At 41.1% G+C, this 18,062-nt stretch carries 17 protein-coding genes and 1 pseudogene; 7 read left to right on the top strand and 11 right to left on the bottom strand.

Going from position 1 to position 18,062, the window contains the following annotated elements; translation table 11 throughout:
* Positions 1–47 precede the first annotated feature (47 nt).
* The 6 genes and pseudogenes from UYK_RS0103960 to UYK_RS0103935 all read right to left on the bottom strand — a co-directional run bounded on the left by UYK_RS0103960 (position 48) and on the right by UYK_RS0103935 (position 4,929).
* The gene (locus UYK_RS0103960) at positions 48–293 is read right to left on the bottom strand and encodes a HypC/HybG/HupF family hydrogenase formation chaperone (protein ID WP_009457446.1); all 246 of its coding nucleotides are present in this window, start codon (positions 291–293) and stop codon (positions 48–50) included.
* A 95-nt stretch (positions 294–388) separates the two neighbouring features.
* The gene (hypF, locus tag UYK_RS0103955; RefSeq protein WP_026086349.1) at positions 389–2,836 is read right to left on the bottom strand and encodes a carbamoyltransferase HypF; all 2,448 of its coding nucleotides are present in this window, start codon (positions 2,834–2,836) and stop codon (positions 389–391) included.
* Positions 2,837–2,886: 50 nt separating this feature from the next.
* Positions 2,887–3,177: pseudogene (locus UYK_RS0103950) on the bottom strand (NifU family protein); the annotation flags it as partial.
* A 309-nt stretch (positions 3,178–3,486) separates the two neighbouring features.
* Positions 3,487–3,711, bottom strand: a complete 225-nt coding sequence (locus tag UYK_RS0103945; protein WP_009457449.1) for a hypothetical protein — start codon at positions 3,709–3,711, stop codon at positions 3,487–3,489.
* 8 nt (positions 3,712–3,719) lie between these two features.
* Positions 3,720–3,959, bottom strand: coding sequence for an asr0689 family protein (locus UYK_RS0103940; RefSeq protein WP_009457450.1), 240 nt, complete (start codon positions 3,957–3,959; stop codon positions 3,720–3,722).
* 19 nt (positions 3,960–3,978) lie between these two features.
* Positions 3,979–4,929 (bottom strand): tetratricopeptide repeat protein, encoded by a 951-nt coding sequence (locus tag UYK_RS0103935; protein ID WP_016870940.1) that lies wholly within the window; start codon positions 4,927–4,929, stop codon positions 3,979–3,981.
* Between the two features lie 770 nt (positions 4,930–5,699).
* On the opposite strand from UYK_RS0103935, the gene UYK_RS0103930 reads away from it, so the two are divergent.
* The 4 genes from UYK_RS0103930 (at position 5,700) to UYK_RS0103915 (ending at position 9,632) form a co-directional block, all read left to right on the top strand.
* Positions 5,700–6,662 carry a hydrogenase small subunit gene (locus UYK_RS0103930; RefSeq protein ID WP_009457452.1) on the top strand — a complete coding sequence of 321 codons (963 nt, stop codon included), beginning with the start codon at positions 5,700–5,702 and terminating at the stop codon, positions 6,660–6,662.
* Positions 6,663–6,853: 191 nt separating this feature from the next.
* Positions 6,854–8,449: a nickel-dependent hydrogenase large subunit gene (locus UYK_RS0103925; protein ID WP_009457453.1), complete on the top strand. Its 1,596-nt coding sequence runs from the start codon at positions 6,854–6,856 to the stop codon at positions 8,447–8,449.
* A 167-nt stretch (positions 8,450–8,616) separates the two neighbouring features.
* On the top strand, positions 8,617–9,039 hold the full coding sequence (locus UYK_RS0103920; protein ID WP_009457454.1) for a hypothetical protein: 423 nt from the start codon (positions 8,617–8,619) through the stop codon (positions 9,037–9,039).
* 377 nt (positions 9,040–9,416) lie between these two features.
* The gene (locus UYK_RS0103915) at positions 9,417–9,632 is read left to right on the top strand and encodes a response regulator (RefSeq protein WP_016870939.1); all 216 of its coding nucleotides are present in this window, start codon (positions 9,417–9,419) and stop codon (positions 9,630–9,632) included.
* 91 nt (positions 9,633–9,723) lie between these two features.
* Here UYK_RS0103915 and ahcY read toward each other — a convergent pair whose 3' ends face one another.
* Positions 9,724–11,001 carry an adenosylhomocysteinase gene (ahcY, locus tag UYK_RS0103910; RefSeq protein ID WP_009457455.1) on the bottom strand — a complete coding sequence of 426 codons (1,278 nt, stop codon included), beginning with the start codon at positions 10,999–11,001 and terminating at the stop codon, positions 9,724–9,726.
* 489 nt (positions 11,002–11,490) lie between these two features.
* Here ahcY and UYK_RS0103905 point away from each other — a divergent pair, with 489 nt between their 5' ends.
* The 3 genes from UYK_RS0103905 (at position 11,491) to UYK_RS0103895 (ending at position 14,648) form a co-directional block, all read left to right on the top strand.
* Positions 11,491–13,146 carry a mechanosensitive ion channel family protein gene (locus UYK_RS0103905; protein ID WP_009457456.1) on the top strand — a complete coding sequence of 552 codons (1,656 nt, stop codon included), beginning with the start codon at positions 11,491–11,493 and terminating at the stop codon, positions 13,144–13,146.
* Positions 13,147–13,387: 241 nt separating this feature from the next.
* Positions 13,388–13,651 carry a hypothetical protein gene (locus UYK_RS0103900; protein WP_009457457.1) on the top strand — a complete coding sequence of 88 codons (264 nt, stop codon included), beginning with the start codon at positions 13,388–13,390 and terminating at the stop codon, positions 13,649–13,651.
* Between the two features lie 220 nt (positions 13,652–13,871).
* On the top strand, positions 13,872–14,648 hold the full coding sequence (locus UYK_RS0103895) for an SDR family NAD(P)-dependent oxidoreductase (RefSeq protein WP_009457458.1): 777 nt from the start codon (positions 13,872–13,874) through the stop codon (positions 14,646–14,648).
* Positions 14,649–14,705: 57 nt separating this feature from the next.
* On the opposite strand, the gene UYK_RS0103890 is transcribed toward UYK_RS0103895, so the two are convergent.
* The 4 genes from UYK_RS0103890 to UYK_RS0103875 all read right to left on the bottom strand — a co-directional run bounded on the left by UYK_RS0103890 (position 14,706) and on the right by UYK_RS0103875 (position 18,049).
* Entirely contained in the window at positions 14,706–15,485 is a 780-nt protein-coding gene (locus UYK_RS0103890) for a photosystem II electron transport protein, Sll1252 family (protein WP_016870937.1), read from the bottom strand.
* 73 nt (positions 15,486–15,558) lie between these two features.
* On the bottom strand, positions 15,559–16,053 hold the full coding sequence (locus tag UYK_RS0103885) for a hypothetical protein (protein WP_009457463.1): 495 nt from the start codon (positions 16,051–16,053) through the stop codon (positions 15,559–15,561).
* A gap of 125 nt (positions 16,054–16,178) precedes the next feature.
* Positions 16,179–16,559, bottom strand: a complete 381-nt coding sequence (locus tag UYK_RS0103880; protein WP_009457465.1) for a hypothetical protein — start codon at positions 16,557–16,559, stop codon at positions 16,179–16,181.
* Between the two features lie 230 nt (positions 16,560–16,789).
* Positions 16,790–18,049 carry a glutathionylspermidine synthase family protein gene (locus UYK_RS0103875; protein WP_016870936.1) on the bottom strand — a complete coding sequence of 420 codons (1,260 nt, stop codon included), beginning with the start codon at positions 18,047–18,049 and terminating at the stop codon, positions 16,790–16,792.
* Positions 18,050–18,062: the final 13 nt, after the last annotated feature.

Below are 18,062 nucleotides of genomic sequence, written 5' to 3'. Positions count from 1 at the left end.
TGGTAGCTGATTGTTGGTTGTTGCAAACAACAAACAACAATCAACAATCAACAATTATTTGCAATTTCTTGCAGCATCTGCAAGGTTTCTAATGCTTCTTTTTCATTAATTCGATTCATAGCAAAGCCAACATGAACTAATACCCAGTCACCAATGCAAGATTCGGGAGGATGTTGTTCATCAACTATACAAGCAATGTTAATTTGGCGTTTGACACCAGCGATGTTGACTATGGCTAGTTTATGATTTTGGTCTGTGATTTCGATGATTTGACCGGGAATGCCTAAGCACATTGTTGATTTTCCTGTTTAATGAACCGCGAAGAACGCGAAGAACGCAAAGAACGCAAAGGCAGAAATTATAGGATTTAGATAATATATACTTGGAGTTATTTTTTGATGAGTTTGGCGGCTGCAATTACTGCTTGCCCTAGTGATAATCCGCCGTCATTGCAGGGAGTCAGGCTGTGAGTTAGTGTGTTGATGCCTGAATTTTTGAGATATTTACTCAGTTGTTCTAATAAGATAAGATTTTGGAATACTCCTCCGCTTAAGACGACTGTTTTAATGTGATGATGTTGACACAATGAAGTAGCTAATTTCCCAATGGCTTGAGCTAAACCGATGTGAAACTTAGCAGCTATGACTCCTGGAGAAGTTTGCTGCTGTAAGTCCTTTAATAACGCTTGCCACATGGGGTTTGGGTCTATACAGTAAATATTATCTAAAATGTTAATTTCAAAAGGATAGTTTTGTTTTTCTTTATATTTATTTAAGATATTCTTATCAACTAAAGCTTCCATTTCCATTGCTGCTTGTCCTTCATAGTTACATTCTTCTCGGCATATACGGATGCTAGCAGCTACAGCATCAAATAAACGTCCTGCGGAGGAAGCTAAGGGAGAATTGATTTTTTTTGATATTAGTTGATTGAGGAGTGTGAGTGGTTTATGGTTGAGAAATTTAATTATTTCTAAATCACCATATTTTCTTATGATTTCTTCCCAAGAAAATGCTGATATTAATTGAGCATAAGTGTTACGCCAAGGTTGGTAAATAGCTTGTTCTCCACCAATCATGGCTACTGGTTTAAATGTTGCTAATCGCTGAAACTGGTGATAATCTGCTAAGAGAAATTCACCTCCCCAAATTGTGTTATCTTCACCATAACCTAAACCATCTAAGGCGATGCCTAATACAGGTGGTGAATCTAGAGGAAGATGATTTTCGGCCATGCAAGCGGCAATATGGGCGTGATGATGTTGGGTAGAATAAATAGGAATTTGATGAGTAAATCCTAGTTCTTGACCGAGTTTTGTAGATAGATATTCAGGATGTTTGTCAATGGCGATCGCTTCTGGTTGATGCTCGAACAAGTTTAAGTATAAATTGAGGGTGTTTTGATAGGCTGTAAAGGTGGCTGCATTTTCTAAATCTCCCAAATGTTGAGATAAAATTGCTTGTCCATCCTTTAATAAACAAAAGGTATTTTTTAACTCGCCACCCATTGCTAAAATTGCAGGAGAATGCTCAAATCCAGGTGGTAATTTAATCGGTGCTGGTGCGTAGCCTCTGGCGCGACGAATGGTTTGTAATTGCTCACCAACTACCCGCACTACTGAATCATCTACGCGGTTAACAATCTCTCGGTTATGTAACAGGAAATAATCAGCTATTTGGCTTAATTTCTCTCGCGCTTCATCATTATCAATACATTGTGGTTCATCAGAAATATTGCCACTTGTTAAGACAATTGGGTGGTTCATGCGCTTGAGAATTAAGTGATGTAAAGGCGTGTAAGGTAGCATGAAACCAAGGGTATTTTGTCCTGGGGCGACAGAGGGGGATATGGGGAGGTGGGGGGGTGGGGAGGTGAGGGGAGTGTGAGGAGTGTGTAGACGCGTAGCGGCTTCCCGTAAGGGGGGAGTGTGAGGAGTGTGAGGAGTATGAGGAGTGTTTGGTTCTTTTTTCTGCAACAAGACAATGGGTGCGGCGGAACTTTGCAATAATTCTCTTTCTTTATCGTTGATGGTGCAGTATTTTTCTATGATTTCTAAATCCCGCGCCATCAAAGCAAAGGGTTTGTGATATCGTTGTTTGCGCTGGCGGAGTTTTTGCACAGCCGTTTCATTTGTAGCATCGCAAGCTAGATGAATTCCGCCGATACCTTTGATGGCGACAATTTCGCCTCTCTGCAATAAAGTACACACAGCATCGACATCATCCAACATGGAAAACATTGAAGCTGTAATTGGTTTACCATCAGCACGTTCTAATGTTGCTTTTGGGCCACAAACATGACAAGCTACAGGTTGGGCATGAAAGCGACGGTTTTCGACATCGTTATATTCTTTCATACACTCTGCACACATGGTGAAAGTCGCCATGCTAGTGTTAATGCGATCATAAGGAATAGCACGAATAATACTCAACCGGGGGCCACAATAAGTACAATTTGTGAAGGGATAGCGATACCAGCGACTATAAAAATCAAATATTTCTGATCGACATTGGGAACAAGTAGCAGCATCAGGAGAAATTTCCGTTTTGACAGCACTACTGATACTATGAGAAATCACAAAATCATGGAATAAAAATTCTTTTTCATAACGCTTGCGTGTGAGTTGATTAATTCTTGCTAATGGTGGGCATTCTTGCTGTAATCTTTTGATAAATTCTTCTATAGATTCATCAGTTCCAGAAGCACGAATTAAAACACCTTCACCATCATTACAAACATCACCACGCAACCCACAAGCCTTTGCGAGTCGATATACAGTCGGGCGAAATCCTACCCCTTGAACAGTACCGCGAACCCTAATTTCTTCAGTAGTCATTTTGCATAATTCAAAGATATCAATACACACAGATGCACACCAATAAATCATCTGTATTTATCTGTGTGCATCCATGTTCGTTGTCGTAAAGGTAGTGTTGGTGATTTTACTAGTTCATGATAAAGCAATACTCCGTAAACCACTTCATCTTGAACAGCATTACGCAAAGCTGATACTGACTCTTGTTTAACACTTTTAATTAAACGAGTTAAAGCTTCTTTATGTAAATCTTCAATAGCACGTTTCAAGCCTATAGCTACGCACCTTTGACTCTCTTCCCACTCAGATATTATTGCTTCAAAACGGCTAATTTCTTCTACTAATTCTTCTAGTGAAATCATTATACATTGGTTAATTATTGATTGTTAGCTAGAGTACAATACAGTTCAGTGAAGCAATGTTCCCTTCTCCTTCTTTTTCTTTCTCTGTGTCCTCTGCACCTGGTGCAGTTCGTTAGAAAAAATAACCTTGACAAAAAGTACTAGCCTTAACCGAACCGTATTGAGTTATAGTGCGTGATAGCAAAGCCGTAACTTGGTGACTTTGTGCCTTGGTGGTAAAAAATCTTAAACCACCAAGACACCAAGACACAAAGAGTTTTTATATGTTCTGGTGTACGCAATTCATGTTAGCTACTCAAAATCAAAAACTCATTTCATTTTGAAATCTTGCAGCAATAAAGGCATAATAGCACCCGTTGCGATGCTAGATAATATTACTGTTAGCCATAAGGGAAAATGCAAGAATAATGGTATTATTAGTAAGAGCAGACCTATGGCAGCACCAATAGCCGTTTGCTGCCAAAAATACTGCGGATCACGTATGAGTTTACCCTTGAGAAATAATTTAGCAGAAAACCAGCCGATTTCTAACATAAAACCTCCTAAAACTTGGGACAAAAATTCAAAAGTAACAATCCTAATACCATAGCTGGAATAACACCCGCAGGGGCAAATAATCCACCAATGGTAGCAGCAAATTTATAACCTAATTCTTCTCCGGCTAAAAGTATGCCGCCAATTGCACCACCTACTACAGATAATCCAGTTGCTATTATTAACCAGAGCAATCCTGTAAGTAGGTTAATATCACCCGATGCTAAGGTTGTAAGCAAATCTGTCATAGTTTATTCTCCTGATAATTTATAGTTCTGCCAATACTTGGGCTACTACTTGCGCTTGCTCTATTTGTCCATATTTAGTAAAAATTTCCCAAGCTTGTTGATAGTAATTACGCGCTTGTGTGAAGTTTTGCAGATTACCTGTTTCTGGTTGACTCAAGTTGTCAGGTAAATTAAGTAAGGCGTTGGCTTTGTTAGCAATGGTGTTAGCGTATTCTATTGGTGTATCTTGGAGATTACGCACTTTTAATGCTTGATCATAAGCTGCGATCGCTCGCACTAAATTATCTAAGGGATGAGATGATGGTAGGTATTGCAGGGCATTGCCTAAATTATTCTGCAACATCGCATATTCCCTGGGATGATCGATGATATTAATGTGTTTTAGTGCAGCCTCAAAAGTTTGTACCGCTAAGCTTTCAAACAAATATTGTTGCTGAAAACCTCCTGACATCGAAAGGTAGGCGATCGCAATATTGTTATGTAAAATTGCATATTCCTGTGGATAATTTTCCCAGGTGAATACTCGCAAAGCCGCTTGATATACCTGGATGCTATCTTCGATTTTTGCCATGTTGAATGGTACTAAAGATTGTAGCACTAAGCCGTAATTCATTTGGGCTTCTGCGACTTCTTCGGATGAGGCAAATTCTTGTAAAATTGGTAATGCTTCTGTGTATAATACTTGTGCTTGTAATAACAATCCTTCTGTGTCTTGGGGTATTGACTGCAACGCCCCAGCCCTTCCTACTTTTGCCCGCGCTTTGAATAAAAAGTAATCTTCACCACATAAATTTTCTGCTTCTTGATATAAGGCGATCGCATTCCACAAATCTTGAGCAGTTTTTGGTTTTTTGACAAAACCATGTGCCATCTGAATTAGCATCTCAATTTTATCTTTTGTTGATGCTGACTCAGAAGCAATAGCAGCGATCGCTGCTTTGGTGGCGGTATCTGTAATAGTTTGTTTCATGGCAGATGTAAAGTTGGCAAAACCAAGAAAACTCTTTTATCCTTGCGTCTTTGTGCTTTGGTGGTTCAAGATGATTTTTAACCACTAAGACACTAAGACACTAAGTGTTTTCATGTTAGCTAGGTGCAATCAATAATTCAATAATAATGATCAAAGTTTTTGATTGTTGATAACTTGTTTATGGACATCGCATTTGGGTGAAAATATCCGACTTGATGGAAAAATCCCTTGGTTAATGCTTTGGCCCTACTATTAATTGTTTAATTTTTTTTGATTTTGTCAAGTGCAAAATTTATAAAATAGACTTGCTGTCTATACGTAAATATTATGTTAGTTTTACTGCTTATCTAAAGCTTAATATGTTATTAATATGATAATTTAATTACTGATTTGAGTATCCCTCTTCAGTTATAATCTCTTGTTTGTAATTCTAAAATTTAGAGTTTGGCATTTTTAATATAGTGAATTTTACTGAATTAAATGATATTTAAAGCAACTGGATATTCTGTATTTTTTGTTACTAAAGAGCTAGATTATAAGTTCTAATTGGTTTTGTTTAATACTTTAATTTTTTTTAAATATAATATTATTGGAAAGAAAAGTATTTGATATTGAAAGATAAACGAGATTTCACAGGTAAAACTCTACAAATCTCGCTATAGCCTTTTGGATAGGGGAAAGGTTAAGGAATTAATAGGTAAAAGTTCTTCTGTTCCTGATTCCTCAACTTCTGCAACAAGTCTATTGTCAACAATACAAACACGCGGCCAATGACTAACGTATTATGGCTACAAGGTGGTGCCTGTTCAGGTAACACCATGTCATTTTTAAATGCAGAAGAACCAACTGTCTGCGATTTAATTTCTGACTTTGGTATCAACCTACTGTGGCATCCTTCTTTGGGGCTAGAATTAGGAGAAAATTTGCAAGGGATGTTGTGGAATTGTGTGTTAGGTAAAATCCCTGTAGATATTTTGGTGTTTGAAGGTACGGTAGTTAATGCCCCTAATGGTACGGGAGAATGGAACCGCTTTGCCCATCGTCCGATGAAAAATTGGGTTAGTGATTTAGCAAAAGTAGCTAAGTATGTGGTTGCAGTCGGCGACTGTGCTACTTGGGGAGGAATTCCTGCTATGGACCCTAATCCTAGCCAATCCCAAGGTTTACAATTTCTCAAACGGCAAAAGGGTGGGTTTTTAGGGGTAGATTACCGTTCTAAAGCTGGATTACCTGTAATTAATATACCTGGATGTCCTGCTCATCCCGACTGGATAACGCAGATATTAGTTGCGATCGCCACAGGTCGCATTGGCGATATTACCCTTGACGAATTCCATCGTCCCCAAACTTTCTTCAAAACCTTTACCCAAACTGGTTGTACTCGCAACATTCATTTTGCCTATAAAGCTACAACTGCCGAATTTGGTCAACGTAAAGGTTGTCTATTCTACGACTTGGGTTGTCGTGGTCCGATGACTCATTCTTCCTGTAACCGGATTTTGTGGAACCGCGTTTCTTCCAAAACTCGTGCTGGAATGCCTTGTTTGGGTTGCACCGAACCGGAATTTCCCTTCTTTGACCTTAAACCGGGAACGGTATTTAAAACCCAAACTGTTATGGGAGTTCCCAAAGAACTACCGCCAGGGGTGAAGCAGAAAGACTATGCCTTACTCACCTTAGTGGCAAAGGACACCGCCCCAACTTGGGCAGATGAAGACTTTTTCTTAGTTTAGGTAATGGGTAATGGGTAATAGGTAATGGGAAAGAAAACCACCAATTACCCTTACGGGTTCGCCAGTCGCTCATGGGGAAGTGGGGATTGGGGGCTAGGGGTCCCCTTTGGGGTTGGGGGAGGAAGCCCCTGTTCTGCGCGCTGACTCACCAATTACCAATTACCGATTAGCAATTACCAAAAGGATAAATTATGGGAACTCAAACATTAGACATCTCACCCGTCGGGAGGGTCGAAGGCGATTTAGATGTGCGGGTGGAAATCGAAGATGGTTATGTAGTCAACGCTTGGACTCATGCCGAACTTTTTCGAGGCTTTGAAGTGATTCTACGCGGTAAAGACCCCCAAGCTGGCTTAATTGTTACACCTCGTATCTGTGGAATATGCGGTGGTTCTCACCTCACTTGTGCATCTTGGGCATTGGATACCGCCTGGGAAACCGAAGTGCCGCGCAATGCAATTTTAGCTAGAAACCTCGGTCAAATCGTCGAAACAATTCAAAGTATACCCCGCTATTTTTACGGTCTATTTGCCATTGACCTCACTAACAAAAAATACCAAAATAGCCGCTACTATAACGAAGCTGTCCGCCGCTTTGCTGCCTTTACTGGCAAGCATTACGAAATTGGCGTGACTATTTCTGCCAAACCTGTAGAAATTTATGCCCTTTTGGGTGGTCAATGGCCCCATTCTAGTTACATGGTTCCTGGTGGTGTCATGTCTGCCCCCACCCTCACAGATATTACCCGTGCTTGGTCAATCCTAGAATACTTCCGCACTAATTGGTTAGAACCTGTGTGGTTAGGCTGTTCTTTAGAACGCTACGAAGAAATCCAGACCTATGATGACTTTATGGCTTGGTTGCATGAAAATCGTAACCATCGTCAGTCAGACTTGGGTTTCTACTGGCGCATGGGTTTAGATATTGGTTTAGATAAATTTGGTGGTGGTGTAGGTAAATACGTCACTTGGGGGTATCTACCCCATGAAGATAAATACCAAAAACCAACCATTGAAAACCGTAACGCTGCCATGATCATGAAGAGTGGAGTGTACGACAGTTACAGCGACACTCACACTTTGATGGATCATACCTTTACTCGAGAGAATACTACTCACGCCTGGTACGACGAAGGTACAGCTGATGTTCATCCTTTTGACCGCACCACCAACCCCACCGCCAAAAATCACAAAGACTTCAACGGTGCTTATTCCTGGTCAAGTGCAGTACGCCACATCGAATATGGACGTTTAGAAGCTGGCCCCTTAGCACGACAATTGGTTGCAGGTGGCACACATGGCGAATCTTGGCAACATTATGATGGATTTATCCTTGATGTTTTCAAGCGTATGGGCGGTCCCAGTGTCCATGTCCGTCAGCTAGCACGGGTTCATGAAATTGTCAAGTTGTATCGTCAAGCCGAACGCTGTCTGCGGGAGTTTAAATTAAATGAACCTTGGTATATCAAACCCAAACAAAAAGATGGGCGCGGTTGGGGTGCAACAGAAGCAGCGCGCGGTTCCCTGTGTCACTGGGTAGAACTAGAAGATGGCAAAATCAAGAACTACCAGGTTATTGCACCGACAACATGGAACGTCGGGCCCCGGGACGCCGAACAAAAGCGTGGCCCCATTGAAGAAGCCTTGGTGGGTATACCCGTTGCTGATCCAGCTGACCCTATAGAAGTAGGTCATGTTGCCCGATCCTTTGATTCTTGCTTGGTGTGTACAGTTCACGCCCACGATGCCAAAACAGGTGAAGAGTTGGCGCGCTTCCGCACTGCTTAAAGAGGGTGTGAGGGGTATGAGGGGTATGAGAAGTATGAGGAGTATGAGAAGAAAAGACTTTTTATATTTCCCACACTCCCCACCTCCCCATCACCCCACCACCCTATCACCTCATCACCCCACCTCCCTCCCACTCCCTACATCTATAAATTTCAAAAGGAAAATTAGTGTCTAATTCAGAATTACATAATTATCTTCCTGGTCTTCCCGAGGCAGCGCTGCAAGAGTTCACACAATGGTGTGTGCTCGAACAAGCAACAGCAGCAGGATACGAATTCACCCCAGATCTAGTGAAGTTAGAAAACCTGGAAAGTGTAGATTATATTCAAGAATTGGTTGGTCAATTTGCTGATGCTACCAGGAAATCAATTGAAGGAAGTATGGCTATCTTAGTGGCAGGAAAACAAGCTGATACTCATGCTTTGCCTGGTATAGCAGCGATCGTTGATTTTATTTCTCTGTATGTCAAGTACTTAGTCCCGAAAGGCCCAAAAAATGAATTGCCACCTGATGAGAAGCTAGATTTAGCATCAAAAGAACAGTTTGAGCAGCTGTGTCAAATTGCCAAAAAATATAGTGTAGAAATCTAGGCAATACCAACAAATAAAAATCAATAGATCTCTTGCAAAAGTCTAATTAACCCCTCAATCTCCCCGCTTCAATTACGGTGTACACACAAGTCTGAAATAGCTTATGAATCGTGGTTTTAGCCACTTTGTACACACAAGTGATTGAATTACTGCCAAATCCAGTACTGTAGAGTGTGTTGTTGCACAGCGCAGCGCACCATTTAGTGGTTTTCGGTGCGTGAGGACGTTCTGTCCATAACGCACCTTTCTATCTTATACCGTTTCACAAAAATCTTGATACAAATCCTCCACGCCAGGTGACGCCACGTGCAAAATACCTCTCAAACTCTCATTTCTTTGTGATCTCCGTGTCTTTGTGGTTCGATTTTTGAGAACTGGTGCTTAAGTTCAACAGCAAAATCTTCTTAACCCGAACTGAGGTTAACCAACAAAAAGCTCTAAAGGTTCGATTTCAACCGCATATTCCTAAACCCGTAGAACCAGATGCGCTAGTGAACGCGATCGCCACTCTGGTAAATCACCAAGTGAGGCAGCACTTTTCGGAAGAAGCTAGCAAGAGTTTTCTTTACCCAATAAATAAAAAAAAGGGATAGGCGGTGTGCCTACCCCAAGGCAATAGCCTTAGAAAACCTAGCTATAGCTTAAGCTTTTCTTCGATGACTTTTGGTAAATTATCGGTAAAGATTAGGTTCCAGAAGTCCAAGAATTGATGTACTCGATTTGTTCTAGTGTCAGGGTGTCGATTTTAATTCCCATTGCCTGTAATTTCAATCGGGCAATTTCTTGGTCTACTTCGGTAGGAATGGCATGAATACCAGGTTCCAGCTTGCCTTTATTCTTCACCAGGTATTCGCAACCAAGAGCTTGGTTAGCAAAACTCATGTCCATTACTGCACTGGGATGTCCTTCGGCAGCAGCAAGGTTAATCAAGCGTCCTTCACCCAAAACTACAACTGACTTGCCGTTTTGTAAGCGATATTCTTCGGTGAAAGGGCGGACTGTCTTGACTTCTGTGGCTTTAGCGCCCAAAGCTTTCAGGTCAATTTCAATATCAAAGTGACCAGAGTTACAGACGATCGCACCATCTTTCATTACGTCGAAATGTTCGCCGCGAATCACGTGCTTGTTACCAGTAACGGTAATAAACAAGTCACCTAGCGGTGCTGCTTCTGCCATTGGCAGGACACGGAAACCATCCATTACAGCTTCGATCGCTTTGATGGGGTCAATTTCAGTGACAATTACGTTTGCACCAAGTCCCCGGGCGCGTAGGGCTGTACCTTTCCCACACCAGCCGTAACCAACAACAACCAAAGTTTTACCAGCTAGCAGGATGTTTGTAGCGCGGATGATCCCATCCAGGGTTGATTGTCCTGTACCGTAGCGGTTGTCAAAGAAGTGCTTGGTGTCGGCGTCGTTCACATTCACAGCTGGGAAACTGAGAACACCATCTTTGAACATAGCACGCAACCGCACAATGCCCGTGGTGGTTTCTTCTGTTGTGCCAATGATGTCTGCTAGTTGCTCTTGGCGTTCTTTTACGAGAGTGGCAACCACATCACAACCGTCATCAATAATAATGTTGGGACGGTGGTCTAAAGCGATTTGAACGTGGCGATTATAAGTTTCGTTGTCTTCGCCTTTAATAGCAAAGACGGGAATTTCGTAATCAGTGACGAGGCAAGCAGCTACGTCATCTTGGGTGGAGAGGGGGTTGCTGGCAATCAACACAGCATCTGCACCACCAGCTTTCAGGGCAATTGCCAAATTTGCTGTCTCAGTTGTGACATGGCAGCAAGCTACAAGGCGAATGCCTGCAAAGGGCTTTTCTTGAGCAAAGCGATCGCGAATCTGCCGTAAAACTGGCATCTCACGTCCTGCCCATTCAATGCGCTGTCTTCCCAAGGGAGCGAGGGCGAGGTCTTTAACCTCGTGCTTTAATCGGGGAGATGTTGCGGTCATCAAATAGTTCCTCTATTCAAAGTAATAAAGTTACGTAAATTTTTACGCACTCTACTAGATTATTCCAAGACTGCCGAATTCAACCAGAATTTTTGTGAAAATAGGCAACAGGGATGGGGAGGTGGGGAGTGTGTAGACGCGCTCTGCGCGGTTTAAGGTAAGGGTGGAGTGTGAGGAGAATAATTATAGTAACTAATTCCCTTTGTCCTCATTACCTTTCCCTGTTCCTTTTCAGCCGTTGAGCTTGCGTAGAACAAAAATAATTTTGAAAAAAGAATAAACTTCCTCTAAAGTAAATAGGGGTAAATACTCAACTGTAGACAGGTATAATCACTGAAATAGATTTGGCAGTATGGATTTAATCAGTAATCAGTTATCAGTTATCAAATTAAATTACTCACTGGTTACTGATTACTGTTTAGTGTACCCTACAACAAGCCTATGAGCGCGTCTACACTGTTCACTATTTACTGATAAAGGAGGTATCCATTGCGCTCTCGATTCGTAGCGACGATCGCTTTCTCTTCAATAGTCGTTACTGTTGGAGTAATGCCACAAGCTACAGCGCAGATTCCCTTTATACCCAACCTGCAACCCCCGAATTTGCGGACTAGTGAATCGGATAGCAGAACAGTTACAGGCTGGGTTTATTTGGATGGTAAGCGTTTATTTCAGATCACCGCACCAAGAGCGAACTTTACGGAGCGTTTAGAGAATATCCAGGAAAATATCAATCAAATTAGTCAAGAATACTTTCGAAATCCAGATGCAAAACTGGATGTGCAAGTTAAGACCGAAAACGGATTGCCAGTAATTTATGTCAACAACCGACAGTTAATGACTATTACTGACCAAGATGCCAGACTACGACAAGTAGATGCTTGGACCTTAGCAAATCAAATCTCCCAAAGCTTACGAGAACAACTAGAACAGGCAAAACAAGAGCGAGAACCAGAGTTTTTAGTCCGTCAGGGTGCAATTGCTGTTGGATGTGGACTAAGCATCCTTGTCATTAGTTGGGGACTGACTCGTTGGAAAAACCGCTCACAAAGGACTTTTATCCAACAGCAACTAGCTTCTACCGCTTCACCAACAGCTAGACCAATTACAACACAGCTAAATCAACAGCAACAACGCCATATCCAAGAAGTCACAAAACGGCTGTATCAGATCGGCCAAGTAGGTATTTGGGGAGGCGGAGCATTATTTATCCTGGGTTTGTTTCCCCATACGCGATCGCTCCAGTTAGGAATTTTCCTCGGTTTACAGTTTCCTGTGATCTTAGGTGCTGTAGCAATTGGAACTTATGTATCGGTGCGTTTGAGCTATTTACTTATTGATCGTTTCACCTCTGCTTTTGTTAGTAGTAGTGCTTTACTGACTCCAGAAACTTCTGAACGTCTACAACTACGAGTTTCTACGATTTCTGGTGTAACAAAAAGTATGGTTACTATTGTCTGCGTGGGGGTGGGTATTCTATGTGCGCTGCTGGCTTTAGGTATAGACGTTGTTCCTTTGTTGGCGGGTGCTGGTTTAGTTGGTGTGGCTGTATCTCTTGCTTCCCAAAATTTGATCAAAGATGCGATTAACGGCTTTTTGATCATCCTAGAAGACCAGTACGCTTTAGGTGATGTCATTTCTGTAGGGACTGTAGGAGGTTTAGTAGAAAATCTGAATCTGCGGATGACTCAAGTTCGAGATGCAGAAGGACGCTTGATCACCATTCCTAACAGTGAAATTAAAATCGTCGCTAACCTCTCGAGTCGTTGGTCACGCGCTGATTTAACTGTTCCAGTTGACTACAAAACTGATATTGATGAGGCTTTGAATTTAATTAAGAAAGTCGCCATAGAAATGGATGAAGACCCCAAATGGCAACATCAAATTGTCGAAACACCCCAGGTTTTGGGGATAGATAACTTTGGCGATCGCGGTTTATTAATTCGTGTCTGGATCAAAACTCAGCCACTCAAGCAATGGGATGTCGCGCGAGAGTTTCGCCGCCGTCTCAAAATCGCCTTTGATCATGCCGGAATTTTTATTCCTGTCCCCCAACAAGCCATCTGGGTAAATGATGCTCAACTGTTAGTTAGTCCAGATTCAAGACTCAGGGAGCAACAGTCAAAAGTCAATGGTCATCAGTAGTAGTGGTTGATTGTTGGTTGTTGGTGGTTGGTTGCTAGTGGTTAGAAATCATTTAACAGTGAGTCATAGAATTTGATAACTGATAACCAATTTATAGTACTTATGTACTATAATAGAAAAGGATTCACTCAGTCAAATGTGGAAAGAACAAAGGGGGAAGGATTTTAAATCCCCTTACCTTTTCCCTTTCCCGTTTTCTCCGACTAGACAAACTTCTGGAGATGGATCAAGGATTTGCCATATGATTAAGCACTATATTCTCAGCCTCAATCCAACAGCTAAACATGACTGGGATCGATGTATTCTACGTGATCCACTGACAGCCAAGCGTCCAGATCTTGCCAAACTAGTGGCTGAGGCTGTTGGCGCTGACACAGGTAGCTATTTGGTGAGTGTAAATATCGAAGTAAAAGTTTTAGAACAAGCTACTGTAGTTCAGACCGAACAATTATCCTTGAATGTTTCAGATGTGAACGAAAAGCCAAAACTAAGGGAAGTAGCATAGTCATAATTGAATTACCCTACCTATACTGAGAGTTAGGTAGGTATTGTATCTAGAATACTAAGGATACGAGGATTTTATTGTTACTGTGAGCAGCGAAAAAATTATATACATTACTTCATCCTGCTTTTGAGTTTTTCGGCTTATGACTCTGGGCAGGTTCAATATCAAGCAAGTATTGTTAGTATATATAAAATAATTAAAATTTATCGTTTCATTTAAAATGCCGACTGCTTTAATTACAGGAGCCTCCAGTGGTATTGGCAGAGCCTTTGCTGAGGAGTTAGCCGCACAAAATCATTATCTTATTCTTGTTGCTCGTTCAGAAGATAAATTAAACGAACTAGCCAACCAATTAAACCAAAAATATCAAATTCAAGTTGATGTAATAGCTAAAGATCTGACAGAACCAGGTGCTACTAATACTGTCTTTGAGTTTACCAAAGAAAAAGCATTGACAATTGATTTACTAATTAACAATGCCGGTTTTGGAGATTACGGAGACTTTGCCGAAACAGATGAAGAACGGCAAATTAAAATGGTACAATTAAATGTTTTGGCATTAGTAGATTTAACCCATAAATTTTTACCACTGATGCGACAACGACGTTCAGGTAGCATCATTAATATTTCTTCTATAGCTGCATTTCAACCGATACCATATCTTTCTGTTTATTCTGCTAGTAAAGCTTTTGTGCGTCATTTTAGTGAAGCATTGTGGGCAGAAAATCGTCAATATGGCATTCGCATTTTAGTTTGTTGTCCAGGCCCGACGGAAACAAACTTTTTTACAGAAGCAAAATTTCCGCCAGCAATTGTAAGTAAAAATACTCAATTATCAAGTTCAGAAGAAGTGGTAAAGGAAACTCTTAAGGCTTTGGAAAAAGGAGATTCTACTGTTGTAATTGGCGGATTTTCGACTCACTTGATTACCAAAGTAGCTAGTGTAGTTCCACGTGAGACTTTGCTAAATATTTTGGAAAAGCAGTTTAAAGCTTAAAAGTGTTGGTAGTTGATTGTTGATTCTTCCAAACAACAACCAACTACAAACCAACAACTACATATAACGAGTCAATTGCACGCGATATCTGTCTTTTTTTGTAACAGCAATGTCTCCAACTTCTAAACGCCCTTTACCGCGAATGGCAATTAAATCCCCTGTTTTGACTTGAGAATTAGCTTGAGTGATTTCTTTCCAATTGACGCGTACATCACCACCATCAATTAACTCCACCATTTTACTGCGGGACATGCCAAACCCAGCTGAGGCGATCGCATCTAATCTTAAAGAAGCTTCGACAGTAGTTAATTCTTTTTTCTTCGGTTCTCGTACTTTTAACTCGCTTAAATCAATGCGTTGAGTTTTGACAGGAACTGAACGTACCTGCTTGAGGTTCATTTCCAAAAATTCTACCAATTCCGGTACAACAATCGCCTGCGCTCCCCGTTCACCTAAAACAATAATATCCCCCGTCTTTTCGCGGATAATACCAGTTCCCAACATTGCGCCTAAAAAGTCGCGGTGAGTCGCAGTATCAAACAGAAAATTTCCAGCAATATCTAACGCTGCGATCGCAACTTGAGATAAATCCAAAGGAAGTTCCGAGCGTGCGATCGCCATTCTTTGACGTTCTGCTTGCGGGTATCCTCCCCACGCTAATAACTGCACTTCAGTTAAGCGACTAAATACCCGTTGAATTTCTGCTAACTCTGGAGGAGAAAGAAAATCAGTCAAAACTACTTCCCAAGTTTTAATCGCTTGCTCAGCTTGATCAATTACACGAGCAACAGTATCTCTATTTTCAATACCTTTTAAAAGTTCTTCCCTTGGTAGCATTATTTCATTCTTTTGGTAGTTGATAGTTGGTAGTTGATAGTTGGTTATTTTTCTAAACAACAAACAACTAAAACTACTCTTTATAACCTTGAATATTTTCAGGCTCAAACTGACGCAAAATCCGAGTCGCTTGACGGTGAATACTATCTGAACCTTGCACCACTATTAAGTATTTACCTTCATTCAAGCGATTGCGGTAAGGTAAAGCGTCGCCACTACCAGCAATTAGACCTATTCCTCCACCAACAAATACACTCCCTAAAGCCCCACTCGCAGCTCCCAGCAACCCTGCAACAACATGATTGCCGATTTCACCCGCCCAGGCAAAGGTATCTAACCCTGTAATAATGTTAAAAGTAGCTCCTGCAAAAAATCCAAAAGGTATTAGCCAAAAAGCCATCAGTCTTGCTTGCTTTTGAGCAACTTCTTTGGGGTCAATTAAGCCAAATTCATCGGCGCTTTTGTAACCCTTACCGAGAATTGTACCTTTTATGCCTTCTTTTTTTAAGGCTAAGTAAGCTGCTTCGGCTTGAATACGGTCTGCTAATACGGCAATCAGGTAATTCATTGATATAACAACAGTTGTCTCAAGTAAAATTTGCCCTAATTAACAGGGTATCAGTAGTGATTAGTTAGTGGTTCGCAGTCGGTGGTTGATTGGAACAAACAACAAATAACAAACAACAATGACCCTTACTCTAACACTTCATCTAGTGGTTCACAAAAAGTATTAACACCTTGTTTGAGGACATACATCAAAACTGGTGTTGCTAAAATTTGCGGAAACGTGGATATTGTTTTTAACTGTGTCATCATCCCTTGGACTGAACCTTGAAGCAAGTCCTCACGAAATTCTTGTTCGCAAATTACAGCACGCCACTTTTTCGCCAAAGCGTCCAACCACTCTGAGTTACCTGTTTCCGGCTGTTGTCCGGCTCGAATGGCTAGTGTCATTGTTGCATCTTCCAAATCACCATCACAATCCTCAATGACATCTAATGCTTCCATCACCGTGGAATTTTCTGCTAACTGAGAGCGAAACTGTGCTATTTCTTGCGCTGTGACTTTTGTCATAATTATACTTTGTTCTTAGCCGAGGGACTGAACGACCACTCAGTTATGTTATACTGCTACCACCATCTATTCCTAAAACATAACTCATATTATTTTGAATCTGAGATTGTGAAATAATACGGAACGAAGAATGCGATCGCCTTCCCTACCTGAAAATACTATACTATTTTTTCTTCCTTTCAATGAATAAATAGCACAGAAATCATACCAGGAACAGTTAATACTACAGATTAACACCCAACCGGACACCAATAGGCGATATTATCTGTAATTTCTCCCTCAGAAACGCGCATTCCTAAACCACCAGCAATAAACTTGTCATAGCCATTGTTATATAACCAAGCACCCCAAACAGCAGTCATAGATTGCCCAACAATTTCTACCTTGGGAAACTCTAATAACTCTTGATAAACATAAGCTTGTTCCGTGTACCATGGATTATTACTGGTACTTTTTGCAGTTATTCTTCCAGAATTGACAGCAAATCCACCCTCACCTTCCCTGCCTAAAATTGGTTTAGCAAAATAGGAATCCCTGATATCATTTTTATTCAATGACGTCTTAGGGAAATATTCAAAAATTGTCTCTGCATCTTTACCACTAAAAAAATCCAATCCCAAATCATAAATTAAAGCAAATACACTCTTTGGTTGCAGTGCAAAAGCCGAACCAAAATTCACAATCACAACCTTTCTTTCCAAAATCAACTTTTCCAAAGCCGGCCATAATCTTTCGCCATTTTCATCAGTATCATGGATTGCCCATTCTAGCGGATACCACATAAATAATATATCTATAGATTTGCCAGTTCTTTGGTCAAATAAACATTTACCATCTTGAATCCGCAAAAATTCCAGCGGCATAATAGTACTTCGATGCACATGGCTACTTAACCATTGCATCGTTCCTAAATCCTCCGCATTATTTAAAGTAGTAAAAACAACTTCACATTCCTCAAACGGTTTATCTAAAAATACTGCTGCCCTTTTTATATGCTGATTGAGTGTAAACTTGAGCGTATCGTGAGCATTTACATCAGGCGATCGCAAGCCAAAATGTTCTGCAACCCTATGATTCCCAACCGTACATTCAAACCAGAAACTCGGCGTTTGGGGATTAGTTTCCACAACCTTCTTCACCCCAGTTTGTTCATTCCAGCACCAATCAAGACGCATACAAAAAGGTGCAAGCGCATCATACTTCACCAACCTGATACTTTCTTCGGGAAAACCATAATAAAGTAACGCTTCCTCATCAAGATTGCGAATCACCGACCAAGCTTGCATCAGTACACAACCAACAACTTCCGAAGCTTGCTTAATTTCCCTGATAGTTTGCGGCGAAACTTGCTGACAATGGTAAAGAGCATAAGGACTTGCTTGCTCAGTCAACAGCATACCCGTTGTTTCATCAATTGGGCAAACATTATACCAACCCATTTTCATCGAGCCAAACAAGCGATCGCGCTGGGGACAATCAAAAATATTCATCGTACTACTCACT

Source organism: Fischerella thermalis PCC 7521 (assembly GCF_000317225.1).
Taxonomy (GTDB): Bacteria; Cyanobacteriota; Cyanobacteriia; order Cyanobacteriales; family Nostocaceae; genus Fischerella; species Fischerella thermalis.
The sequence above is the reverse complement of the archived record's forward strand: the minus strand, read 5'-3'. Positions and strand labels throughout refer to the sequence as shown.

Bases quoted from the DNA above. Each gene is read 5' to 3' on its own strand.
- UYK_RS0103960 (WP_009457446.1), bottom strand. From the start codon at position 293: ATGTGCTTAGGCATTCCCGGTCAAATCATCGAAATCACAGACCAAAAT.
- hypF (WP_026086349.1), bottom strand. From the start codon at position 2,836: ATGACTACTGAAGAAATTAGGGTTCGCGGTACTGTTCAAGGGGTAGGA.
- UYK_RS0103945 (WP_009457449.1), bottom strand. From the start codon at position 3,711: ATGTTAGAAATCGGCTGGTTTTCTGCTAAATTATTTCTCAAGGGTAAA.
- UYK_RS0103940 (WP_009457450.1), bottom strand. From the start codon at position 3,959: ATGACAGATTTGCTTACAACCTTAGCATCGGGTGATATTAACCTACTT.
- UYK_RS0103935 (WP_016870940.1), bottom strand. From the start codon at position 4,929: ATGAAACAAACTATTACAGATACCGCCACCAAAGCAGCGATCGCTGCT.
- UYK_RS0103930 (WP_009457452.1), top strand. From the start codon at position 5,700: ATGACTAACGTATTATGGCTACAAGGTGGTGCCTGTTCAGGTAACACC.
- UYK_RS0103925 (WP_009457453.1), top strand. From the start codon at position 6,854: ATGGGAACTCAAACATTAGACATCTCACCCGTCGGGAGGGTCGAAGGC.
- ahcY (WP_009457455.1), bottom strand. From the start codon at position 11,001: ATGACCGCAACATCTCCCCGATTAAAGCACGAGGTTAAAGACCTCGCC.
- UYK_RS0103900 (WP_009457457.1), top strand. From the start codon at position 13,388: ATGATTAAGCACTATATTCTCAGCCTCAATCCAACAGCTAAACATGAC.
- UYK_RS0103895 (WP_009457458.1), top strand. From the start codon at position 13,872: ATGCCGACTGCTTTAATTACAGGAGCCTCCAGTGGTATTGGCAGAGCC.
- UYK_RS0103890 (WP_016870937.1), bottom strand. From the start codon at position 15,485: ATGCTACCAAGGGAAGAACTTTTAAAAGGTATTGAAAATAGAGATACT.
- UYK_RS0103885 (WP_009457463.1), bottom strand. From the start codon at position 16,053: ATGAATTACCTGATTGCCGTATTAGCAGACCGTATTCAAGCCGAAGCA.
- UYK_RS0103880 (WP_009457465.1), bottom strand. From the start codon at position 16,559: ATGACAAAAGTCACAGCGCAAGAAATAGCACAGTTTCGCTCTCAGTTA.
- UYK_RS0103875 (WP_016870936.1), bottom strand. From the start codon at position 18,049: ATGAATATTTTTGATTGTCCCCAGCGCGATCGCTTGTTTGGCTCGATG.